This window comes from Cupriavidus sp. KB_39 (genome assembly GCF_052114485.1).
Lineage (GTDB): Bacteria > Pseudomonadota > Gammaproteobacteria > Burkholderiales > Burkholderiaceae > Cupriavidus.
On the sequence record NZ_JBFREV010000006.1, the window covers coordinates 147,332 to 166,949 of the forward strand.

The window sequence follows — 19,618 nt, forward strand, 5'->3', positions numbered from 1 at the left end:
CGCCGTTGCCACCGTGCCGCACGCCCCGGCGCCCGGGATGGCTGACCTGGCTGGCTTGGTCCTGCGCCGCGTGCGCAACCGTGCCGGCCATCGCGCAGGAAGTGGCCCTGGTAGCCGCGCCCGACGACGGCGTGCGCGTGGAGCGCCGCTACTCGCGCGTGCGCACGATCGTGCCGATGGAAGTCATCGACCAGCAGGCTGCCCGCGAGTACGAACAGATCAAGCAGGAAGCCATCGCCAAGCACACGCTGGCCGGCGACGACAACCCGCAGGTGAAGCGCCTGCGCGAGATCGGCATCCGGCTGCTGCCCGAGACCGTGCTGTGGAACCCACGCGCCGGCCGCTGGGCGTGGGAGATCAACCTGATCGAGTCGAAGCTGGTCAACGCGTTCTGCATGCCCGGCGGCAAGATGGCGGTCTAYTCCGGCCTGCTCGACCAGCTCAAGCTCACCGACGACGAAGTGGCCATGGTGATGGGCCACGAGATCGCCCACGCGYTGGAGGAACACGCCCGGCAGCGCGCGGCGCAGTCCGAGATCTCGAATCTTGGCGCCAACGTGGTGTCCCAGCTGACCGGCTTCGGCAATCTCGGCAATTTCGATATCGGCAACAATGCCCGGCTCGTGTCGCTGCGGTTTTCGCGGCTCGAGGAAACCGAGGCGGACCTGATTGGCATGGACATCGCCGCCCGCGCCGGCTACGACCCGCGCGCCGCCGTCACGCTGTGGCGCAAGATGGGCACGGTGCTGGAGATGGGCGACGAGTTCAAGTCCACGCACCCGTCCGGCCGCAGCCGCATCGCGGTGCTTGAGGCGCACATGGSCGAGGTGATGCCGCTCTACGCCCGCGCCATGAACATGCCGATGGAGAAGCTGCCCGCCCACACGCCCAATATGGCTAACCTGGGCGGTGCCCCGGTCGATGCCGGCGACGACGACAGCCAGCGTCCACTAAAAAAGTAAAGACGGCCGTCGACTCAGGTTATCGGCGATTCCTGTAGGATGGAAAAGTGGCGTCAACGCCCCTGCAACAGGCTTTGGCGCGCTGAGATTCTCAACCTTGATCAGGGAGAAAGACCATGAGGACTGGATTGCGCTGCGGCCTGGTAGCGGCCGCGCTGRTGGCTGCGGGCGCGTCGGGCGTGGCCAGCGCCGCCGACACGCTGCTGACGATGCCGATCGACCAGGCACTGGCTAGCCAGGCCGCCAAGGAACGCATCGACCCGAACACGAAGCTGCTGTTCGGCTTCAACCGGCTTGAGGGCGCCACGGATCCCACCTTGTACAAGACGGTGAAGCGCGTGCGCCGGCCGGTGAACAAGGTGCAGGAGGGCCCGGTGCTGACGGATGCCCAGCTGTGCGAAACGGTGTTCGTKCAGGCTGTGCAGGACCTCCAGCAGCGCGCGGCCCAGGGCGGCAGCAATGCGGTGATGGAGATCCGCAGCAACTGGAAGGACGACGAGACCTCCAGCGATACCACCTACGTCTGCGCCAAGGGCGCGGCGTATATCGGCGTGGCGCTGAAGGCRACGCTGGTCAAGACCGGCAGCTAGGCCAGCCGGATCCCAGGAAAGCGAAAAGCCGGCGCGAAGCCGGCTTTTCTTATTGTGCGACGGGTTGGTGACGCGTCAGGCGGTCAGCCCGGTCGCCTCGTCGGCGCCCACATGCACGTTCATGCATTGCACGGCCGCGCCGGCGGCGCCCTTGCCGAGGTTGTCCAGGCGTGCGACCAGATTCAGGCGCTCGCCATTGCCGAACACGAACAGGTCCACGCGATTGGTGTCGTTGCTGGCCTGGACGTCGAAGAAGCCGCCGTCGAGGTTGGCATCGCTATTGAACGGATGCACGCGCACGAACTGCTCGCCCTCGTAATGCTTGCGGTAGATGTCGAGGATGGCCTCGGCATCGGCCTTGCGCGACAGCAGCGCCGGGAACACCGGCACCGTCACGGCCAGACCCTTCAGGAAGTTGCCGACGATCGGGTTGAAGATCGGCGCCTGGGCCAGGCCGGCCTGCACGCGCATCTCGGGCAGGTGCTTGTGCTCGAGGCTCAGCGCGTAGGGGCGCGGGCTATCGAGACGCGGATTCCCGCCCGCCTCGAACTCGGCAATCATCTTCTTGCCGCCGCCGCTGTAGCCGGTCAGCGAGAACGCCGACACCGGGTAGTCGGCCGGCATCAGGCCCGCTTCCACGAGCGGACGCACGGCCAGCACGAAGGCGCTGGCGTGGCAGCCCGGCACCGCGATGCGCTTGCTGGCGCGCACCTTCTCGCGCTGGCCACGGGTCAGCTCGGGCAGGCCATAGGCCCACGAGTCSGTGGTGCGGAACGCCGTGCTGGCGTCGATCACGCAGGTATTGGGATTGGTCACCAGCGACACGGCCTCACGCGAGGCCACGTCCGGCAGGCACAGGAACGAGACATCCGAGGCATTCAGGAAGCGTGCTCGCTCTTGCGGGTCCTTGCGCTTGTCATCGGCAATGCGCAGCAGCTCCACATCGGAGCGACCCGAGAGGTAGTCCAGCAGCCGGAGACCGGTGGTGCCTTCCTGACCATCGACGAACACTTTGAAAACCATGGCTGACTCACTCTGAAAATGCGAAAAGTCGCCTGCCCAACGGGGCAGCGAACCTGCATTGTAGCGAGGTTAGGGGTTGGGCGCAGGGTTTACGCGRGAGAGGCGGTTGCGGTCCGACACATTCCGGGGCTTGCAGGTAATAACCAAGTAGGTTAATTTTGCATGGAGAAATCGTCAGCGCATTACAAGCTCTCTGTGGTGAGGGCGTTGGTGACGGAGGGGAGGTTGCGGTTCACCACCTCAGCTTCCCGGAGCTATCGGGCAATGGGGTTGAGTCGGAGGGAGGTGATTGACATCCTGGCGCGGCTTGAGCGAAGCGACTTGTATAAGAGCATGACAACGCACGCGGATCATCGAGTCTGGCAGGACGTCTACCACCCCGTCACCCCCTATGGGTCGCTCTACCTGAAGCTCAGCGTGATCGAGCAACTGGTGATTGTGTCATTCAAGGTGCTGTAAAGAGCACCACCTCGAAAAAGGAGTCGGGATATGAGATGCCCGGAATGCGGAGGATCCGAACTGGTCAGGGAGCGGCAGGACATGCCCTACGACTATCGCGGCGAAACCATGGTGATCGAAGGCGTGCTGGCGGACTGGTGTCCCGCCTGCGGTGAAGGGGTTCTTGATCTCGATGAAGATGAGCGGATCGGCCAGTTGATGGTTGCCTTCAACAAGCAGGTCAACGCCGCTATCGTCGATCCGGCGTTCATCGTGTCGGTGCGCCGCAAGCTGGAACTCGACCAGCGGGAGGCTGGCGAGATCTTCGGCGGCGGGGTCAATGCGTTCTCGCGCTACGAGACCGGCCGGACCAAGCCGCCGCTGGCGCTGGTAAAGCTGCTCAAGTTGCTGGATCGCCACCCGAACCTGCTGGAAGAAATCCGCGCCAACTGAGCGCGCCGGCCCCGGCATCCCGCCCGGGCGCCCCGCCTACAGCGGAAAATCGTAGTCGATCGACAGCGGGGCGTGGTCGCTGAACTTCTCGTCCTTGTAGATGGCGCAGGCGCGGGCCGTGGCGGCGATCTTGTCGGTGGTCAGGTGGTAGTCGATGCGCCAGCCGACGTTCTTCGCGTAGGCTTGGCCGCGGTTGCTCCACCAGGTGTACTGGTCCGGGCGTTGGTCGAGCTGGCGGAAGACGTCCACGTAGCCGTGGCTATCGAACAGTTGGCCAATCCAGGCGCGCTCCTCGGGYAGGAAACCGGAGTTCTTGAGRTTGCCCTTCCAGTTCTTGATGTCGATTTCCTTGTGGGCGATGTTGACGTCACCGCACAARACGATCTCGCGCCCGCTGGCCTTCAGTTGCAGCAGGTGGGGCAGGAACGCCTCCATGAAGCGGAACTTGGCCTGCTGGCGTTCTTCGCCGCTGGAGCCGGACGGCACGTAGACGGAGATCACCGCAAGGTGCGGATACTGCACTTCCACGTAGCGRCCCTCGGCGTCGAACTCGGGCACACCGAAGCCGGTGACCACCCGCTCGGGCTTGTGGCGCGTGTACAGGCCCACGCCGCTGTAACCTTTCTTCTCGGCATAGTGGAAAAAGCCGTGGTAGCCATGTGGCGCCAGGAACGCCTCGGTCATGTCGGCTTCCTGGGCTTTCAGTTCCTGTACGCAGATCATGTCTGCGTCCTGCTTGCCCATCCACTCGAAAAAGCCCTTCTTGGCCGCAGAGCGGATGCCGTTGAGGTTGGCGCTGATAATCCGTAACATCTCGGGAAATTTTGAAATTCAGAGAGAAAAGATGACGCAGCAGACCACGCCGGACGACCTCAGCCAGACCTTTATCCGCTTCGCGCTCGATGCGGGCGTGCTGTCCTTTGGCGAGTTCGTGACCAAGGCGGGCCGCAAGTCGCCTTACTTCTTCAACGCCGGCCTGTTCAACCAGGGCGCGATGCTGGGTCAGGTGGCGCAATTCTATGCGAAAACCCTGCTCAACTCGGGCCTCGAGTTCGACGTGCTGTTCGGGCCGGCCTACAAGGGCATCACGCTGGCCTCGGCCACGGCCGTGGCGCTGGCCGGCATGGGCCGGGACGTGGGGTTTGCCTACAACCGCAAGGAAGCCAAGGACCATGGCGAAGGCGGCACGCTGGTCGGCGCCAAGCTGCAGGGCAAGGTAGTGATCATCGATGACGTGATCTCGGCCGGCACCTCCGTGCGGGAGTCGATGCAGCTGATTCGCGCCGCCGGCGCCGAGCCGGCCGCCGTGCTGATCGCGCTGGACCGCATGGARAARAGCGGCACCGCCGACAAGATCGGCACGCATTCGGCYGTGCAGGACGTGCAGCGCGAATACGGCGTGCCCGTGATCTCGATCGCCAGCCTCAAGGACCTGCTGGCCTACCTCGACGCGTCGAACGACCCCGCGCTCGGGAACTCCCGGGCGGCCGTGGCGGCCTATCGTCAGACGTACGGCGTCTGACGCGCCGGAGCGGGCGCCATGGGGCGCCCMGGCTCAACTTCGAGGGAGCATGGCGTGGCGGGCAAGCGGCAACAGCAGGTAAAACAGGCGACCAAGCAGGCAATCGGGCGCGAACTGGGCGAACAGGGCGCGCCACCGCAGGATTCCGCATCGACGGCCACGCCGGCCCGGGCGAAGCGCACCAGGGCGCCCAAGCGCGCCGCAGTGAGCGACCACTGCGCCCCTGATGCGCTGCCGGGCGACGGCCCCGCCCACGAAGCCTATGCGATCCGCGCGCTGGTGCTGCAAGGCGGCGGCGCGCTCGGTGCCTACCAGGCCGGTGTCTACCAGGGCCTGGCCGAAGGCGGCATTCATCCGAACTGGATCGCGGGTATCTCGATCGGCGCGCTCAACGCGGCGGTCATCGCCGGCAATCCGCCTGAAACCCGCGTGACGCAGTTGCGCGCGTTCTGGGAATACATCTGCGCCCAGCCGTGGCTGCCCGGCCTGCCGCTGGAGCTGCTGACGGAGACCGCGCCCACGTGGCCGGAGCCGATGCGGATCTGGTTCGACAGCCTCAACGCCGCCCGCGCGATGATCGAAGGCCAGCGCGGCTTCTTCTCGCCACGCGCTATCGCCGATCTCTGGGGCCGCGGTGAAGACCCGGGCCGCGCCAGCTATTACGACACTGGGCCGCTGAAGGCCACGCTGGAGCGTTTTGCCGATTTCGACCGCATCAACCATCCGAAGGAGATGCGCGTCTCGGTGGGTGCCGTGAACGTGCGCACGGGTAATTTCGCGTATTTCGACAACACGCGCCAGCGGCTGCGCGCCGAGCACTTCATGGCGTCCGGCGCGCTGCCGCCCGGGTTCCCGGCCGTGGAGATCGATGGCGAGTATTACTGGGACGGCGGCCTGGTCTCGAACACGCCGCTACAGGAGGTGCTGACCGCCCAGCCGCGCCGGGACGCCCTGATCTTCCAGGTGGACCTCTGGAGCGCGCGCGGCAAGCTGCCGCACAATCTGCTCGACGTGGCCGAGCGCCAGAAGGACATCCAGTATTCCAGCCGCACGCGTGCCATCACGGACGTGATGCGCGAGCAGCAGAACTATCGCCGCATGCTGAGCGAACTGATGGCACTGGTGCCGGCTTCCAAGCGCGACGACCCCTGGTACAAGCGCGCCGCCGACCATGCCTGCGACGCGCGCCGTAACGTGATCCAGCTGATCTACCGCGACAAGTCGTTCGAGGGCAGCGCCAAGGACTACCAGTTCGGCCTGCTGACGATGCACGAGCACTGGGCGAGCGGGCTCGACGATATCCGCGACACGCTCAAGCACCCCAAATGGCTGGCGATGCCCGGCCCCGAGCGGCCGTTCGTCACCCACGATGTGCATCGCGGCAACGGCAGCGACTGACCCCCGGCGCCTACTCCACCTTTAGCTTCGCCAGTTCCGGCTTCGGCGGCGGGTATGCCGGCTTGAGCTGCCGGAACACGGCCGCCACAATCTCGCCCACCATCAGGTTGCGGTGGGTCTTCGAGTCGGCCGGCACGACATACCAGGGGCAACTCGGCGTGGCCGTGGCCGCGATGGCAGCTTCGTAGGCTTCCTGATATTCCTTCCAGAACTTGCGCTCGGCCAGGTCCTGCGGGTCGAACTTCCAGTGCTTCTGGGGATCGGCGATGCGCGCCTCGAGCCGCGCCTTCTGCTCGTCCTTCGAAATATGGAGGAAGCACTTCACGATGGTCGTGCCGGTATCGGTCAGCAGGGATTCGAACGCGCGGATCTGCTTGTAGCGGCGCTCGCACTCGGCCTCATCGATCCAGCCATGCACGCGCGTGATCAGCACGTCCTCGTAGTGGCTGCGATTGAACAGCGCGATCTCGCCGGCGCGGGGCACCTGCGCGTGCACGCGCCACAGGTAGTCGCGCGCCAGTTCCTCGGCGGTAGGGGCCTTGAAGCTCACCACGCGGATGCCAAGCGGATCGAAGCTGCGGAAGACCGAGCGCACGGTGCCGTCCTTGCCGCTGGTATCCATGCCCTGCAGGATGACCAGCACCTTGCGGCGGTGCTCGGCGTAGAAGATGTCCTGGAGCGCGTCGAGTTCGCCCGAGAGGGCCTCCAGCCGCGCGAGGTCGGCGGCCTTGTCGCCCTGCGACAGCGGTTTGCTGTGCGGGTCGAAATCGGCCAGATTGAATTTTTTACTACTGGTGATGCGGAAATCGTCCAGCGTCATGGGGTCTCCGGTGGCGTGGCCTGCGGAGCCCCCATAGTCACGCGTTCAGTGCGGCGAGGTCAATAGTGCCTTCGAACACGGTGGTCGCCGGGCCGGTCATCTGCACGGGCTGGCCCGCGCCGTTCCAGGCGATGGTCAGGTCGCCGCCATGGGTGTGGACCTTGACCGGCGAGTCCAGCAGACCGCGCCGGATGCCGGCCACCACGGCCGCGCAGGCGCCCGTGCCGCAGGCCAGCGTCTCGCCGGCGCCGCGCTCGAACACGCGCAGCCGCACGGTGCTGCGGTCCACGATCTGCATGAAGCCGGCGTTCACCCGCTTCGGAAACGTCTGATGGTGTTCGATCACCGGGCCGTCCTGGAGCACCGGGAACTGCTCGGTATCGTCCACGACCTGCACCGCGTGCGGATTGCCCATCGACACCGGCGTGATCCACGCCGTGCGGCCGTTCACTTCGAGGCCATAGAGCGTGTCGTCGCCCTCGCGGCGTGTCGGCAGGCCCTCGGCGAGGAACGGCACGCGCGCCGGCGTCAGCTCGGGCGCGCCCATGTCCACCGTGACCTGGCCGTCGTCCTGCAGGGTCAGCGTGATCACGCCGTTCATCACCTCCACGCGCACCGAGCGCTTGTCGGTCATGCCCTTGTCCGTGACAAAGCGCACGAAACAGCGCGCGCCGTTGCCGCAATGCTCCACCTCGCCGCCATCGGCATTGAAGATCCGGTAGCGGAAGTCMACGTCCGGGCGCGTCGATTTCTCGACGATCAGGATCTGGTCCGCGCCCACGCCAAAGTGCCGGCTGGCGAGCGCGCGCCACTGGGCCTCGGTCAGGTCGAGCGTCTGGTGGATGCCGTCCAGCACGACGAAGTCGTTGCCGGCGCCGTGCATCTTGGTGAACTGGAGTTTCATGGCTCGGATTGTAGCTAGTAAATCTCTGGCTCGCCGGGTGGCCGATGCTTGAAGCGCTTGTGCACCCAGTAGTACTCGGTCACGCGCGGGCGGATGGCGTCCTCGAAGAAGGCGTTCATGCGCCGCGTGTCGTCGGTCACGCTGTCGCCGGGGTAGTCGTCCCAGGCGGGCAGGATGTGCAGCACATAGCCCTTGTAGTCGGGCAGCATCTCGGTATAGATCGGCACGACCTTGGCGCCGGTCAGCCGCGCCAGCCGCGACACGGAGGTCAGCGTGAGCGCCTCCACGCCGAAAAACGGCACGAATTCCGAGTCGCGCTCGCCGAAGTCCATGTCGGCGATCAGTTGCAGCGCCTCGCCCTTCTTCAGGCAGCGCAGGATGTTCCGCGCGCTGTCGTTGCGCGAGATCATGTTGGCGCCGAAGCGGCCACGCGCGTGCTTCAGGAAATCGTCGAACAGCGCGTTCTTCTGCTTTGTATACAGCGAAGCCCCGGAGCGGCCCACGTGGTCGCGCAGGTGGATGGTCAGCCGGATCGCGCCCGCCTCCACGCCCGAGAGGTGCATGGTCACGAGGATATGGGGCTTGCCGTCCAGCGCCACAAGGTTGGCCTGGTCGTCGATCTGCACCCAGCGGCGCATCTGCGCCTCGCTGCCGGTCCAGAAGATGCCGCGCTCGGCAAAGCTGCGGAAGATGTGGCGGAAGGTCTCGCGCGACATCTCGTCGATCTCGGCCTCGGATTTTTCCGGGAAACAGAGCCGCAGGTTGGCGCGCACCACCTCGCGGCGGCCGTTCGGAATCCGGTAAAGCAGGCCGCCCAGCCCTTCGCCGAAGCGCGCGACGAACGGATACGGCAACTTGCCCAGCACGGTCAGCAGGCCGATGCCGAGCCAGGTAAAGATTCGGCTCATTGGATGATGTCTTGGGGGGCCGCCTGCGGCTGGCTGGTCAGGTCGGGGGGCGGCGGGGCGCCGGTGGGCTGCTTGTAGCGGTTGTAGCCCCAGAGGTACTGGGTGGGCACCATCGCAATCGACTCCTCGACCGCGCGGTTGATCTGGGCGGCGGCGGCCTCCACCTCGGYGGCCAGCACGCCGCCACAGCCCACCAGGCGCATATGGCCGACATAGCCGGCGCCCTTGGGCAGGCGYTCGGCGAACATCATCACCACCGGCGCGTTGGTCAGGCGGTGCAGGCGGTGCACCAGCGTCATCGAATAGGCCGGCTTGCCGAAGAACGGCGCCCAGGTGCCGTCTCCGGCACTCGGCACCTGATCGGGCAGGATGCCGACGGCCTCGCCGCGCTTGAGCGCCTTGACCAGCATCCGCACACCGCGCGGCGTGGCAGGCGCCATCGAGATGCCCGGCCGGCTTCGCATCCGTTCGACGAAGTCGCGCAGCCACTGCTGGTGCGGCGGCTTGAACAGCACGGTTACGGGCCGATGCAGCGCATGCGACTGCGGCAGCACTTCGAAACAGCCCAGGTGCGGGGTCAGGATGATGATGCCGTTGGCCTGCATCTGGAGCCGGTTCAGCGTGGGCCAGAGCGAGTCGTCGAAGTTGTAGAGCGCGGCGTCCAGCGTCTTGCGGCTCCAGAAGTACGGCATTTCCAGGATCAGGCGGCCCGTGGCGCGCGCGGCCTCGGCCAGCATGGCGTCGGTGACGTCCGGGTAGGCGTGGCGGAAGTTCTCGGTCAGGCGCTGGCCATAGCGGCCCGGTAGCCGCGCCGCGAGCAGGCCCAGCGCGCCGCCGATGGCGTGCAGCACGCGCAGGGGCAGGAGGGAGATGAGCCAGAAGATAAAGGTCATGGGGCCAAACGTGGAAATACGGGCAAAAAAGGCTTGTCGACGGGGAATCGCGCGCGAGGCAGGCACGGTATCGTACCGGCTACACGTCCTGCTGCCTCCGTGCGCGCGGTGCACTGTGCGGCGCCGCGCCGGAGTACTGCAGCGCACGCGGCAGGCGCGTATAATAGCCTGTATCGCCGAGTTAACTGACAACTTGCGGGGCGATGCCGCTCTCTCCAGAGCGGTCTGAAAATACCGCTAAAGCGTCGCCGCATCGTTTCCCGAGGGTGGCACGCAATAGCCGACTCACAGCCAATCTTGGCTAACCTTGGAGAAACAAGCTCGTGGCAAACGACTTCCTGTTCACTTCGGAATCTGTCTCCGAAGGCCATCCCGATAAAGTTGCTGACCAGATCTCGGACGCCGTCCTGGACGCCATCCTGGCCCAGGACAAGTACGCCCGCGTGGCGGCCGAGACGCTCTGCAACACYGGTCTGGTGGTGCTGGCCGGTGAAATTACCACCACGGCCAACGTGGACTACATCCAGGTCGCCCGCGACACCATCAAGCGCATCGGCTACGACAACACCGACTACGGCATCGACTACAAGGGTTGTGCCGTGCTGGTGGCGTACGACAAGCAGTCGCCGGACATCGCCCAGGGCGTGGACCGCGCCTCGGACGACTACCTGAACCAGGGTGCTGGCGACCAGGGCCTGATGTTCGGCTAYGCGTGCGATGAGACGCCCGAACTGATGCCGTTCCCGATCTACTACGCACACCGTCTGGTGGAGCGCCAGTCGCAGCTGCGCCGTGACGGCCGCCTGTCCTGGCTGCGCCCGGACGCCAAGTCGCAGGTCACCGTGCGCTACCTCGACGGCCGCCCGCACAGCGTGGATACCGTCGTGCTGTCCACCCAGCACGCCCCGGACATCACCCAGGCCCAGATCCGCGAAGCCGTGATCGARGAAATCATCAAGCCGGTGCTGCCGGCCGCGATGCTCAAGGACACCAAGTACCTGGTCAACCCGACCGGCCGCTTCGTGATTGGCGGCCCGCAGGGCGACTGCGGCCTGACCGGCCGCAAGATCATCGTCGACACCTACGGCGGCGCCTCGCCGCACGGTGGCGGCGCGTTCTCGGGCAAGGACCCGTCGAAAGTGGACCGCTCGGCCGCCTACGCCGCCCGCTACGTCGCCAAGAACGTGGTCGCCGCCGGCCTGGCGCGCCAGTGCCAGGTGCAGGTCAGCTACGCYATCGGCGTGGCCCGCCCGATCAACGTGACCGTGTACACGGAAGGCACCGGCAAGATCTCGGACGAGAAGATCGCCGAACTGGTGCAGGAGCATTTCGACCTGCGCCCGAAGGGCATCGTCCAGATGCTGGACCTGCTGCGCCCGATCTACGAAAAGAGCGCCGCCTACGGCCACTTTGGCCGCGAGGAGCCGGAGTTCTCGTGGGAAGCCACCGACAAGGCCGCCGTGCTGCGCGCCGCCGCCGGCCTGTAATCGGCCGTCCGGCAGTCAGGAACCCCGCCGGTCCTTCGGGACCTGCGGGGTTTTTTGTTATCTGGGCGCCACGTGGCACCCGCTGCGGCGCGGAGTAGAATCCCGCTCAACCGGACCTCCACGCCAAGACCATGACGACGCCGCTGAACCTGATCCGCACGCAGCCCTATACCGAATGGGCGCCCGACGTCACCCCCGAGGTGCGCGCCGACCTGCGCCGCCAGCTCGAGCAGGGCGCCGTGCTGTACTTCCCGAACCTGAATTTCCGCTTCCAGCCGGGCGAGGAGCGCTTCCTGGATGCCCGCTGGTCCGATGGCAAGTCGAAGAACATCAACCTGCGCGCCGATGACCGCGCCGTGCGCGGCGCCGCGGGCAGTGAGCAGGATCTGGCCGATCTCTACGCGCTGATCCGCCGCTATGCGGATTCCAGCGAGACGCTGATCCACACGCTGTTCCCCGAATATGTGACGCATATGACGCGCGCAGGCACGTCGCTGCGGCCCAGCGAGATCGCCGGCCGCCCGGTGAGYTGGCGCAAGGACGACACCCGCCTGCACGTGGACTCGTTTCCGTCCAATCCGATGCTGGGCAAGCGCCTGCTGCGCGTGTTCCACAACATCGACCCCGCCGCGCCGCGGGTGTGGCGCGTGGGCGAGCCGTTCGCGGATTTCGCCGCCCGCTTCGTGCCGAAAACGCATGGCATGTGGCCGGGGCAGGCGTGGCTGATGAAGCAGCTCCACATCACCAAGCGCACGCGGTCCGAGTACGACCACCGCATGCTCCAGCTGCACGACCTGGCCAAGGCCGACCTGGATTACCAGAAGACCGTGCCGCAGCAGGAGTTCCAGTTCCCGCCCGGTGCGACCTGGATCGTGTTCAGCGACCAGCTGCTCCACGCCGCCATGCGCGGCCGGGCGATGATGGAGCAGACCATCTACCTCGACCCGGCAGCCATCAGCGACCACACCCACTCGCCCGAGGCGGTGCTGTCGCGCATGCTCGGCAAGCCGATGCTGGCGGCCTGAGCGCCGCCGATCGTCCCCGAGCGGACCCGATTCAGCGCAGCAACAGCTTCAGCATCGACGCGAAACGCTTGCCRTAAGGCGGCCGCAGCAGGCCGGCACCGTTCAGCCCGGCCTGATGGAACACCGGCTTGAGCTTGGAGAACGTCTCGAAGCCGGCCCGGCCGTGGTACACGCCCATGCCGCTCGGGCCCACGCCGCCGAAGGGCAGGTCGTCCTGGGCGATGTGGAACAGGGTGTCGTTAATGGTGACGCCGCCGGCCACGGTCTGGCGCATCACGTGGTCCACCACGTCGCGGCGACGGTCGAACAGATAGAGCGCCAGCGGCCGGGGCCGCGCATTGACGAAGCCGATGGCCTCGTCCACGGTGCGATAGGTCACCACGGGCAGCACCGGCCCGAAAATCTCCTCCTGCATCGCCATCACATCGCCGGGCACGTCCGTCAGCAGCACGGGCGGCAGGCGGCGCGCGTCGGCGTCCGGCGGGGCATCGGTCAGCGGCACCACGCCGGCGCCAGCCGCGCGCGCGGCGTCGATCATCGACACCAGCCGGCCAAAGTGGCGCGGGCTGATGATGCTGGTGTAGTCGGGGTTGCGGGCGAGGTCCGGATAGAGGCGGTTCACGCRGCGGCGCGCGGCCTCGGCAAAGCGGTCGCGCTGGTCCTCCGGCACCAGCACGTAGTCCGGGGCGATGCAGGTCTGGCCGGCGTTGAGCAGCTTGCCCACCACGATGCGCTCCACGGCGTGGTCGAAATCGGCATGGGGGCCGATGATGGCCGGCGACTTCCCGCCCAGCTCCAGCGTCACCGGCGTCAGGTTGGCGGCGGCGGCGCGCATCACGTGATGGCCGACGTGGGTCGAGCCGGTGAACAGCAGGTGGTCGAACGGCAGGGCGCTGAAGGTGGCGGCTACCTCGGCATCGCCGTTGATGACCGACACCTCATCCGGCGCGAAGGTGGCCTGCACCAGTTGGGCGAACAGGGCCGAGAACCGCGGCGTGTATTCGGACAGCTTGACCATGGCCCGGTTGCCGGCCACCAGCGCGCCAGTGAGCGGCCCCACGGTCAGGTAGAGCGGATAGTTCCACGGCACCACCACGCCCACCACGCCCAGCGGCTGCGGCATCAGGCGCGAGCGCCCCGGCAGGAACCACAGGCCGGTGCGGGCGCGGCGCTCGCGCATCCAGCGCCGGCCGTGCCGCAGTGCGTCATCGAKACCCGCCAGGCTCGGGAACACCTCCAGCAGCGCGGTTTCCTGCGGCGGCCGGTTGGTGAAGTCGGCGCTGATGGCGGCGGCGATGGCGTCGTGGTGGGTCTTCACCAGTTGCCGCAGCCGGCGCAGGCGGTCCGCGCGGATATCCCACGGCGGGGTCTGGTCATGCCGCGACGCCGCGCGCATGGCGTCGAACACCGATGACATGGCGGGAACTTCTCTCATCTGGCGGTCTCCTGGCTGTCCGAGGGGGCTGCATGGGAAGGGCGCAAGGCCCGCGCACCATCGCGCACCATAAGCCAGCCGCCCCGTTCCCGCAATGGAGGACGGCCCCCAAACGCCGCGTGCACCGGCCGCGGTCTTTTGCCGGTAGTCGCCCGGCTTCATTCCGCCGGCCCCAGCGCCTACACTGGATTTTCGCGGTGGCCCGGGGACACAGGCAGGCGAGGAGACAGATGGAAGCGATCTTTGACTATCTCGTCGTGGGGGCCGGCTCGGCCGGCTGCGCGCTCGCCGGCCGGCTGGCCGACAGCGGCACCGACTCCATCGGCCTGATCGAAACCGGCGGCCACGATCACCATGTGCTGGTGCGCACACCCGCCGGCTGCGGTGCGATGCTGCCGCGCGCCGGCCGCCGCAACTACGGCTACGAGACCGTGCCGCAGGCCGCGCTGGACGGCCGGTGCGGCTACCAGCCACGCGGCCGGGGCCTGGGCGGGTCATCGTCGATCAACGCCATGATCTATATGCGGGGCCGCCCGGCTGACTACGACGGCTGGGCCGCCGCCGGCTGTGACGGCTGGTCGTGGGACGACGTCCTGCCCGTTTTCCGCCGCGCCGAATGCAACGCCCGCGTGGCCGGTCACGACGACGATCCACTGCACGGCGGCACCGGCCCCCTGCACGTCAGCGACCTSTGYTCGCCCAACCCGTTCGGCCAGCATTTCCTCGATGCCGCCGAACTTGCCGGCCTGCCCCGCAATGACGATTTCAATGGCGACGAGCAGGAGGGCGCCGGCTGGTACCAGGTGACCCAGCACAACGGCGAGCGCTGGAACGCCGCGCGCGCCTACCTGCACGGCGGCAACGTGCGCGACCGCGCCTGCAACGGCGGGCGCTCGCACCTGCATGTGCTGACCGGCACGCAGGTGCTGCGGATCCTGTTCGAAGGGCGGCGCGCCGTGGGCGTGCTGGCCCGGCGCGATGGGGTCGAGGTGGTGCTGCGCGCGCGCCGCGAGGTCATCGTCAGCGCCGGCACGTTCGGCTCGCCACAGCTGCTGATGGCGTCCGGCATCGGCCCGGCGGCGCACCTGCGCGGGCACGGCGTGGCCGTGGTGCACGACCTGCCCGGCGTGGGCGAGAACCTCCAGGACCATCTCGACATCATCCTGCACAAGCGCGTGGCGGCCACGGCGCTGTTCGGGATCTCGCTGGCCGGGGCCTGGCGGCTGCTGGCCGAGATGCGGCGCTACCGCCGCGAGAACGCCGGCATGATGACGTCGAATTTCGCCGAGGCGGGCGCCTTCGTGCGCAGCCGCCCGGACCTCGACGAGCCGGACCTGCAACTGCATTTCGTGGTGGGGATGGCGGACAACCACATGCGCCGCGTCAATCGCGGGCATGGYTATTCCTGCCATGTCTGCCTGCTGCGCCCGCGCAGCCGGGGCGTGGTGCGGCTGGTGTCGGCGGATATGCGCGAGGCGCCRGCCATCGATCCGCGCTACTTGTCCGATCCACAAGACATGGAAGGGATGGTCACCGGGCTGCGCATCGTGCGCGCCATTTTCGACCAGCCCCCGCTGGCCGCGTTTGGCGGCCGGGAGCTGTATTCGGCGGACCTGCGGCTCGATGGCAGCGACGATGACGCCGTGCGCGCGCTGATCCGCCGCCAGGCGGACACGATCTACCACCCCGTGGGCACCTGCCGCATGGGCATGGACCCGCTGGCGGTGGTGGACCCGCAGCTACGGGTGCGCGGCGTGGAGGGGCTGCGCGTGGTCGATGCGTCGATCATGCCGACGCTGGTCGGCGGCAACACCAACGCGCCCGCCATCATGATCGGCGAGCGCGCGCACGACCTGATCCGCTACGCGCCGCGCGTGACGCTGCGTATCCGCGAGTCGGTCGCTGGCGTGGCGGCGGACTGAAGCCGGTCGAACGTCAGCCGGCCATCCGGAACTGCCCCACGCAGTCGCGCAGCTTGCCGGCCTGCTCGTCCAGGGACTGGGCGGCGGCGGCGGCTTCCTCGACCAGCGCGGCGTTCTGCTGCGTGACCTGATCCATCTGGCCCACCGCGTGGCCCACCTGTTCGATGCCGGCGCTCTGCTCCTGCGAGGCAGCGGCGATCTCCGAGATGATGTCCGACACGCGCTTCACGGCCTGGCGGATCTCGGTCATCGTGCCGCCCACGCCGTGGGCCTGGGTCGAGCCGGTGCGCACGGTGTTCACCGAGGCCTCGATCAACTCCTTGATTTCCTTGGCGGCGCTGGACGAGCGCTGCGCCAGGCTGCGCACCTCGCCGGCCACGACCGCGAAGCCACGGCCCTGCTCGCCGGCGCGGGCGGCTTCCACGGCGGCGTTCAGCGCGAGGATGTTGGTCTGGAAGGCGATGCCCTCGATCAGGTTGGTGATCTCGGCGATGCGCTCGGAGCTGCCGCTGATGGCGCCCATCGTGTCCACCATCTGCTGCACSGCCTGGTTGCCGGCGTCGGCCACCTCGGCGGCGTTGGCCGCCAGCGAGCTGGCCTGGCGCGCGTTCTCGGCGTTCTGGCGCACGGTGGTGGTCAGTTCTTCCATGCTCGACGCGGTTTCCTCGAGCGACGCCGCCTGCTGCTCGGTGCGCGACGACAGGTCCACATTGCCGGCCGCGATCTGCCCGGCGGCCACGCCGACCGAATCGGTGGACTGGCGCACCTCGCGCAGGGTCTGCGCCACGCGCTCGATCAGCGCGTTGAAGGCGTGCGCGGTCTGGCCGATCTCGTCCATCCGCGCCACCGGCGCGCGATGGTCGAGGTCCAGCGTCTGGCTCACGTGCTCGAGCGTGCCCTGGATGTCGGCCAGGCTGTGCTTGATGCGCCGATAGAGCGACACGGCCATGAAGACGATGAAGCCCACCACRAGCGCGATGACGAYCAGGAACAGCCGCACCACGTGGGTGTGCTGGGCCTTGTTCTCTGCCACGGCGGCGTCGCCCATCTTGGTGTTGTATTCGACGTGCGTGTCGATGGCCTTGCGAAGTGCCCGATACGACGCATTCAGCGTGCCGTCGGTCAGCATCTTCTGCGTGGCCGCGTAGTCGTTGTTATTGGAGCGGTCGAGGAAAGTGGCGAATTCGGCACGATACTGTTTCGCGGCCTCGCGGTCCGCCTCCAGCAGCTTGCGGTCGGCGTCGTCGGAGATGTCTTCGCGCTCATAGGTGGCGATGAGTTCGTCGAAACGTTTGCTGGCCTTGTCGAGCGAGACCTCGGCCTCTTGCTTGGCGACGTTGTCGTCGGTCATCGCGTGGCGATGCAGCAACACGCGCATCGACGCCACGGCGTCATAGACGCCGTTCAGGTGCCGTACGCTGGCGAGCGTGTTGTCGTTGAAGTATTCGAGGCGGTCTTCGGACCGGTTGAGTTGCCAGATGCCGCCGAAGCCGACAGATATAAGGGCGAACACGGCGAGGGACAGCGTGAGAAGCAGGCGTTGACTGATATTCATGGGGTGTGGACGGCACATGCTTTGTCGCAGTGCTCGGAGTGGCGACTGGARTGCAGGCAGGCTCGTAGCCCGTCGCCTCAACGTTTACGGCGCCCCTCGCTACCCCTGAAGCGGCTTTTGATGCGCTGCGCCATTTTCTAGTGCGATTTCCGGACAAAAACGGGCAGTTCCGCCATCAAGCCGGCCACGCCCGATCCGCCACGCGCTGCAATGTGACGGGATCGGCATCCAGCGTGCCGAACACGCGCCCGTGCTGCCGSCCGAGCCGGCTGGCGACGAACAGTTCGGCCGATTCCGGGTCGGCCTGCGCGATCATCAGCGCCGCCTGCGCGGTCAGCACCAGACCCTGTGCGAAGCGGCGCGCGCTCGCTTCGAGTTGATCGGCAGGCTCGCGCAGCATGCCCTGCAGCGAGGCCAACTCGGCACGCACCGCCGCATGGCCGTGGGAGAGGCGGGCGAGGTCCTGCAGCACGCGCGCGCCATCGTCGGGATTGCGTTGCAGGGCGCGCAGCACGTCCAGGCACATCACGTTGCCCGAGCCTTCCCAGATCGAATTGACCGGCGCCTCGCGGTAGAGCCGCGCCATCGGGCCTTCCTCGACATAGCCGTTGCCGCCCCAGACCTCCATGGCCTCACCAGTGGCTTCCAGCGCRCGTTTGCAGATCCAGAACTTGGCGGCCGGCGTGACCACGCGCTTCCACGCGGCGGCGAGCGGGTCGTCGTCGGCATGCTCGAAGGCGTGGGCGAGGGCCATCATCATCTGCGTGGCGGCCTCGGACTCCAGAGCGAGGTCGGCCAGCACGTTGCGCATCAGCGGCTGGTCGGCCAGCAGCTTGCCGAACGCCATGCGGTGGCGCGCGTGATGGAGCGACTGCACCAGCGCCGCGCGCAGCAGGGCCGCGCTGCCGATCACGCAGTCGAGCCGGGTGTTGGTGGCCATCTCGATGATGGTGGGGATGCCGCGGCCTTCCTCGCCGATCAGGATGCCCGTGGCGCCCCGGAACTCGACCTCGCTGCTCGCGTTGGAGCGGTTGCCGAGCTTGTCCTTGAGGCGCTGGATTTCGATCGGGTTCTTGCTGCCATCGTCACGGAAGCGTGGCACGAAGAAGCACGAGAGCGGCCCCTCGGGGCCACCCATGCGCGCCACGACCAGATGGGCGTCGCACATCGGCGCGGAGAAAAACCACTTGTGGCCCGTCAGCGCGTATTCGGCGCCCCGGCCCTCGCCGCGCATGGGCAGGGCGACGGTGGTGTTGGCGCGTACGTCGGAGCCGCCCTGCTTCTCGGTCATGCCCATGCCGATCATCACGGCGGTCTTGTCGCGCCAGGGCAGGTCGCGGGCGTCGTGCTCGGCGGCATAGAGCCGGGGTTCGAGGTCGCGGAACAGCGCGGGTTCCTTGCGCAGCACCGGAATGCTGGCCAGCGTCATGGTGGTGGGGCAGAGCGAGCCCGACTCCACCTGGGCCTGGAGGAAGTAGCCGGCCGTGCGCGCGGCCCAGGCGCCGGGGCGCGGCTGGGCGAAGGGCAGCGCCTGCAACTGCTGGCCGCGCAGCAGCCCGAGCAGGGCGTGCCAGGATGGATGGAAGGTCACCGCGTCGATGCGCTCGCCGGTGCGGCTGTGGGTGTGGAGTTCCGGCGTCAGGCGGTTGGCATCGGCGGCCCACGCCTGCACCTCGGGTTCGCCAAGCCGGGCGCCGAAGGCCCCGAGCGCGCCGGCGTGCCATCCGCCACCGAGCCGTTCCAGCGCGGCCCGCAGGCCGGGGTCGGTCTCGAACAGGTTGTAGCCGGAGAGGTCCGGCACCTGATTGAACACGGCGTGGGTCGCTGCGCTGGAATCGGACATGGCGGCTCCTGGAGATGGGGCGGGCTGCGTCGATGGTACGGCCGATGGTACGGCAACTGCCGCGTTCGGGAAACGCGCGCATTCCCGGGCAAAATGCGCTGGGACGTCCACATCGTCCGCCATCGTGCAGCGCAGCATTGGTCAGTCGATAYCCAGTCGATACCATCATGCACGGCAGTCGCAACGAAATTCCGGGTGGCGCCGGGCGGGGGCTTGTGCTTAAATTCACCCCGTTGGATGAAACAGGGGTGCCGTACGGATGGGCCGTGCGGCTGAGAGAGTCCCTTCGAACCCGATCCGGCTAGTACCGGCGTGGGAAGTTTCACTGAATACCGAACAGCTCCTGTCCCGCAACGGGACCTCGCCGCCGGCTCTGCCGCGCAGCGGGCTCACAGGGCTCCTGGTTTCGTCCATCCCCCGCAAGAGAGAGGACGACACCC

General features: G+C 67.4%; 18 protein-coding genes and 1 riboswitch. Of the genes, 9 read left to right on the forward strand and 9 right to left on the reverse strand.

The annotated features are described in order from the left end of the window. Positions 1 to 41 precede the first annotated feature (41 nt). Positions 42 to 962, forward strand: a complete 921-nt coding sequence (locus tag AB4Z27_RS07080; RefSeq protein ID WP_441644161.1) for a M48 family metallopeptidase — start codon at positions 42 to 44, stop codon at positions 960 to 962. Positions 963 to 1,078: 116 nt separating this feature from the next. Continuing rightward, positions 1,079 to 1,552 (forward strand): excinuclease ATPase, encoded by a 474-nt coding sequence (locus AB4Z27_RS07085; protein WP_441644140.1) that lies wholly within the window; start codon positions 1,079 to 1,081, stop codon positions 1,550 to 1,552. A 75-nt stretch (positions 1,553 to 1,627) separates the two neighbouring features. Here the strand turns inward: AB4Z27_RS07085 and argC are convergent, their stop codons facing one another. After that, on the reverse strand, positions 1,628 to 2,575 hold the full coding sequence (gene argC / locus AB4Z27_RS07090) for an N-acetyl-gamma-glutamyl-phosphate reductase (RefSeq protein ID WP_092291409.1): 948 nt from the start codon (positions 2,573 to 2,575) through the stop codon (positions 1,628 to 1,630). A 162-nt stretch (positions 2,576 to 2,737) separates the two neighbouring features. Between argC and AB4Z27_RS07095 the strand changes: the two genes are divergently transcribed. Continuing rightward, positions 2,738 to 3,034, forward strand: a complete 297-nt coding sequence (locus AB4Z27_RS07095) for a type II toxin-antitoxin system MqsR family toxin (RefSeq protein ID WP_092291411.1) — start codon at positions 2,738 to 2,740, stop codon at positions 3,032 to 3,034. A 30-nt stretch (positions 3,035 to 3,064) separates the two neighbouring features. Further along, the gene (locus AB4Z27_RS07100) at positions 3,065 to 3,466 is read left to right on the forward strand and encodes a type II TA system antitoxin MqsA family protein (protein ID WP_092291413.1); all 402 of its coding nucleotides are present in this window, start codon (positions 3,065 to 3,067) and stop codon (positions 3,464 to 3,466) included. A gap of 36 nt (positions 3,467 to 3,502) precedes the next feature. Here AB4Z27_RS07100 and AB4Z27_RS07105 read toward each other — a convergent pair whose 3' ends face one another. After that, positions 3,503 to 4,279, reverse strand: a complete 777-nt coding sequence (locus AB4Z27_RS07105) for an exodeoxyribonuclease III (protein WP_092291415.1) — start codon at positions 4,277 to 4,279, stop codon at positions 3,503 to 3,505. 31 nt (positions 4,280 to 4,310) lie between these two features. On the opposite strand from AB4Z27_RS07105, the gene pyrE reads away from it, so the two are divergent. Then, positions 4,311 to 4,988: an orotate phosphoribosyltransferase gene (gene pyrE, locus AB4Z27_RS07110; RefSeq protein ID WP_441591415.1), complete on the forward strand. Its 678-nt coding sequence runs from the start codon at positions 4,311 to 4,313 to the stop codon at positions 4,986 to 4,988. An 18-nt stretch (positions 4,989 to 5,006) separates the two neighbouring features. Beyond that, positions 5,007 to 6,386: a DUF3734 domain-containing protein gene (locus AB4Z27_RS07115; protein ID WP_092291419.1), complete on the forward strand. Its 1,380-nt coding sequence runs from the start codon at positions 5,007 to 5,009 to the stop codon at positions 6,384 to 6,386. Between the two features lie 10 nt (positions 6,387 to 6,396). Here the strand turns inward: AB4Z27_RS07115 and AB4Z27_RS07120 are convergent, their stop codons facing one another. The 4 genes from AB4Z27_RS07120 to AB4Z27_RS07135 are packed head-to-tail and all read right to left on the reverse strand — an operon-like array spanning position 6,397 to position 9,911. Beyond that, the gene (locus tag AB4Z27_RS07120) at positions 6,397 to 7,206 is read right to left on the reverse strand and encodes a polyphosphate kinase 2 family protein (protein WP_092291421.1); all 810 of its coding nucleotides are present in this window, start codon (positions 7,204 to 7,206) and stop codon (positions 6,397 to 6,399) included. Between the two features lie 37 nt (positions 7,207 to 7,243). Then, positions 7,244 to 8,110, reverse strand: a complete 867-nt coding sequence (gene dapF / locus AB4Z27_RS07125) for a diaminopimelate epimerase (protein ID WP_092291423.1) — start codon at positions 8,108 to 8,110, stop codon at positions 7,244 to 7,246. A gap of 14 nt (positions 8,111 to 8,124) precedes the next feature. Beyond that, positions 8,125 to 9,018 (reverse strand): lipid A biosynthesis lauroyl acyltransferase, encoded by an 894-nt coding sequence (locus AB4Z27_RS07130; RefSeq protein WP_092291425.1) that lies wholly within the window; start codon positions 9,016 to 9,018, stop codon positions 8,125 to 8,127. Further along, positions 9,015 to 9,911 carry a lysophospholipid acyltransferase family protein gene (locus tag AB4Z27_RS07135; RefSeq protein WP_441644141.1) on the reverse strand — a complete coding sequence of 299 codons (897 nt, stop codon included), beginning with the start codon at positions 9,909 to 9,911 and terminating at the stop codon, positions 9,015 to 9,017. Before AB4Z27_RS07135 ends, AB4Z27_RS07130 begins: the two co-directional genes overlap by 4 nt. Before the next feature lie 323 nt (positions 9,912 to 10,234). On the opposite strand from AB4Z27_RS07135, the gene metK reads away from it, so the two are divergent. Both metK and AB4Z27_RS07145 read left to right on the forward strand, forming a co-directional pair. Further along, complete coding sequence (gene metK, locus AB4Z27_RS07140; protein ID WP_092291429.1) at positions 10,235 to 11,398, forward strand: methionine adenosyltransferase; 1,164 nt, start codon at positions 10,235 to 10,237, stop codon at positions 11,396 to 11,398. 131 nt (positions 11,399 to 11,529) lie between these two features. Beyond that, positions 11,530 to 12,423: a Kdo hydroxylase family protein gene (locus tag AB4Z27_RS07145; protein WP_441591412.1), complete on the forward strand. Its 894-nt coding sequence runs from the start codon at positions 11,530 to 11,532 to the stop codon at positions 12,421 to 12,423. Between the two features lie 31 nt (positions 12,424 to 12,454). Here the strand turns inward: AB4Z27_RS07145 and AB4Z27_RS07150 are convergent, their stop codons facing one another. Further along, on the reverse strand, positions 12,455 to 13,858 hold the full coding sequence (locus AB4Z27_RS07150) for a coniferyl aldehyde dehydrogenase (protein ID WP_441644142.1): 1,404 nt from the start codon (positions 13,856 to 13,858) through the stop codon (positions 12,455 to 12,457). Positions 13,859 to 14,088: 230 nt separating this feature from the next. On the opposite strand from AB4Z27_RS07150, the gene AB4Z27_RS07155 reads away from it, so the two are divergent. Then, positions 14,089 to 15,780: a GMC family oxidoreductase gene (locus tag AB4Z27_RS07155; protein WP_441591411.1), complete on the forward strand. Its 1,692-nt coding sequence runs from the start codon at positions 14,089 to 14,091 to the stop codon at positions 15,778 to 15,780. Between the two features lie 13 nt (positions 15,781 to 15,793). Here AB4Z27_RS07155 and AB4Z27_RS07160 read toward each other — a convergent pair whose 3' ends face one another. Beyond that, positions 15,794 to 17,335 carry a methyl-accepting chemotaxis protein gene (locus AB4Z27_RS07160; RefSeq protein ID WP_441644143.1) on the reverse strand — a complete coding sequence of 514 codons (1,542 nt, stop codon included), beginning with the start codon at positions 17,333 to 17,335 and terminating at the stop codon, positions 15,794 to 15,796. 175 nt (positions 17,336 to 17,510) lie between these two features. After that, positions 17,511 to 19,178, reverse strand: a complete 1,668-nt coding sequence (locus AB4Z27_RS07165; RefSeq protein WP_441591409.1) for an acyl-CoA dehydrogenase family protein — start codon at positions 19,176 to 19,178, stop codon at positions 17,511 to 17,513. A 234-nt stretch (positions 19,179 to 19,412) separates the two neighbouring features. After that, a riboswitch (TPP riboswitch) is annotated at positions 19,413 to 19,514 on the forward strand. Positions 19,515 to 19,618 lie beyond the last annotated feature (104 nt).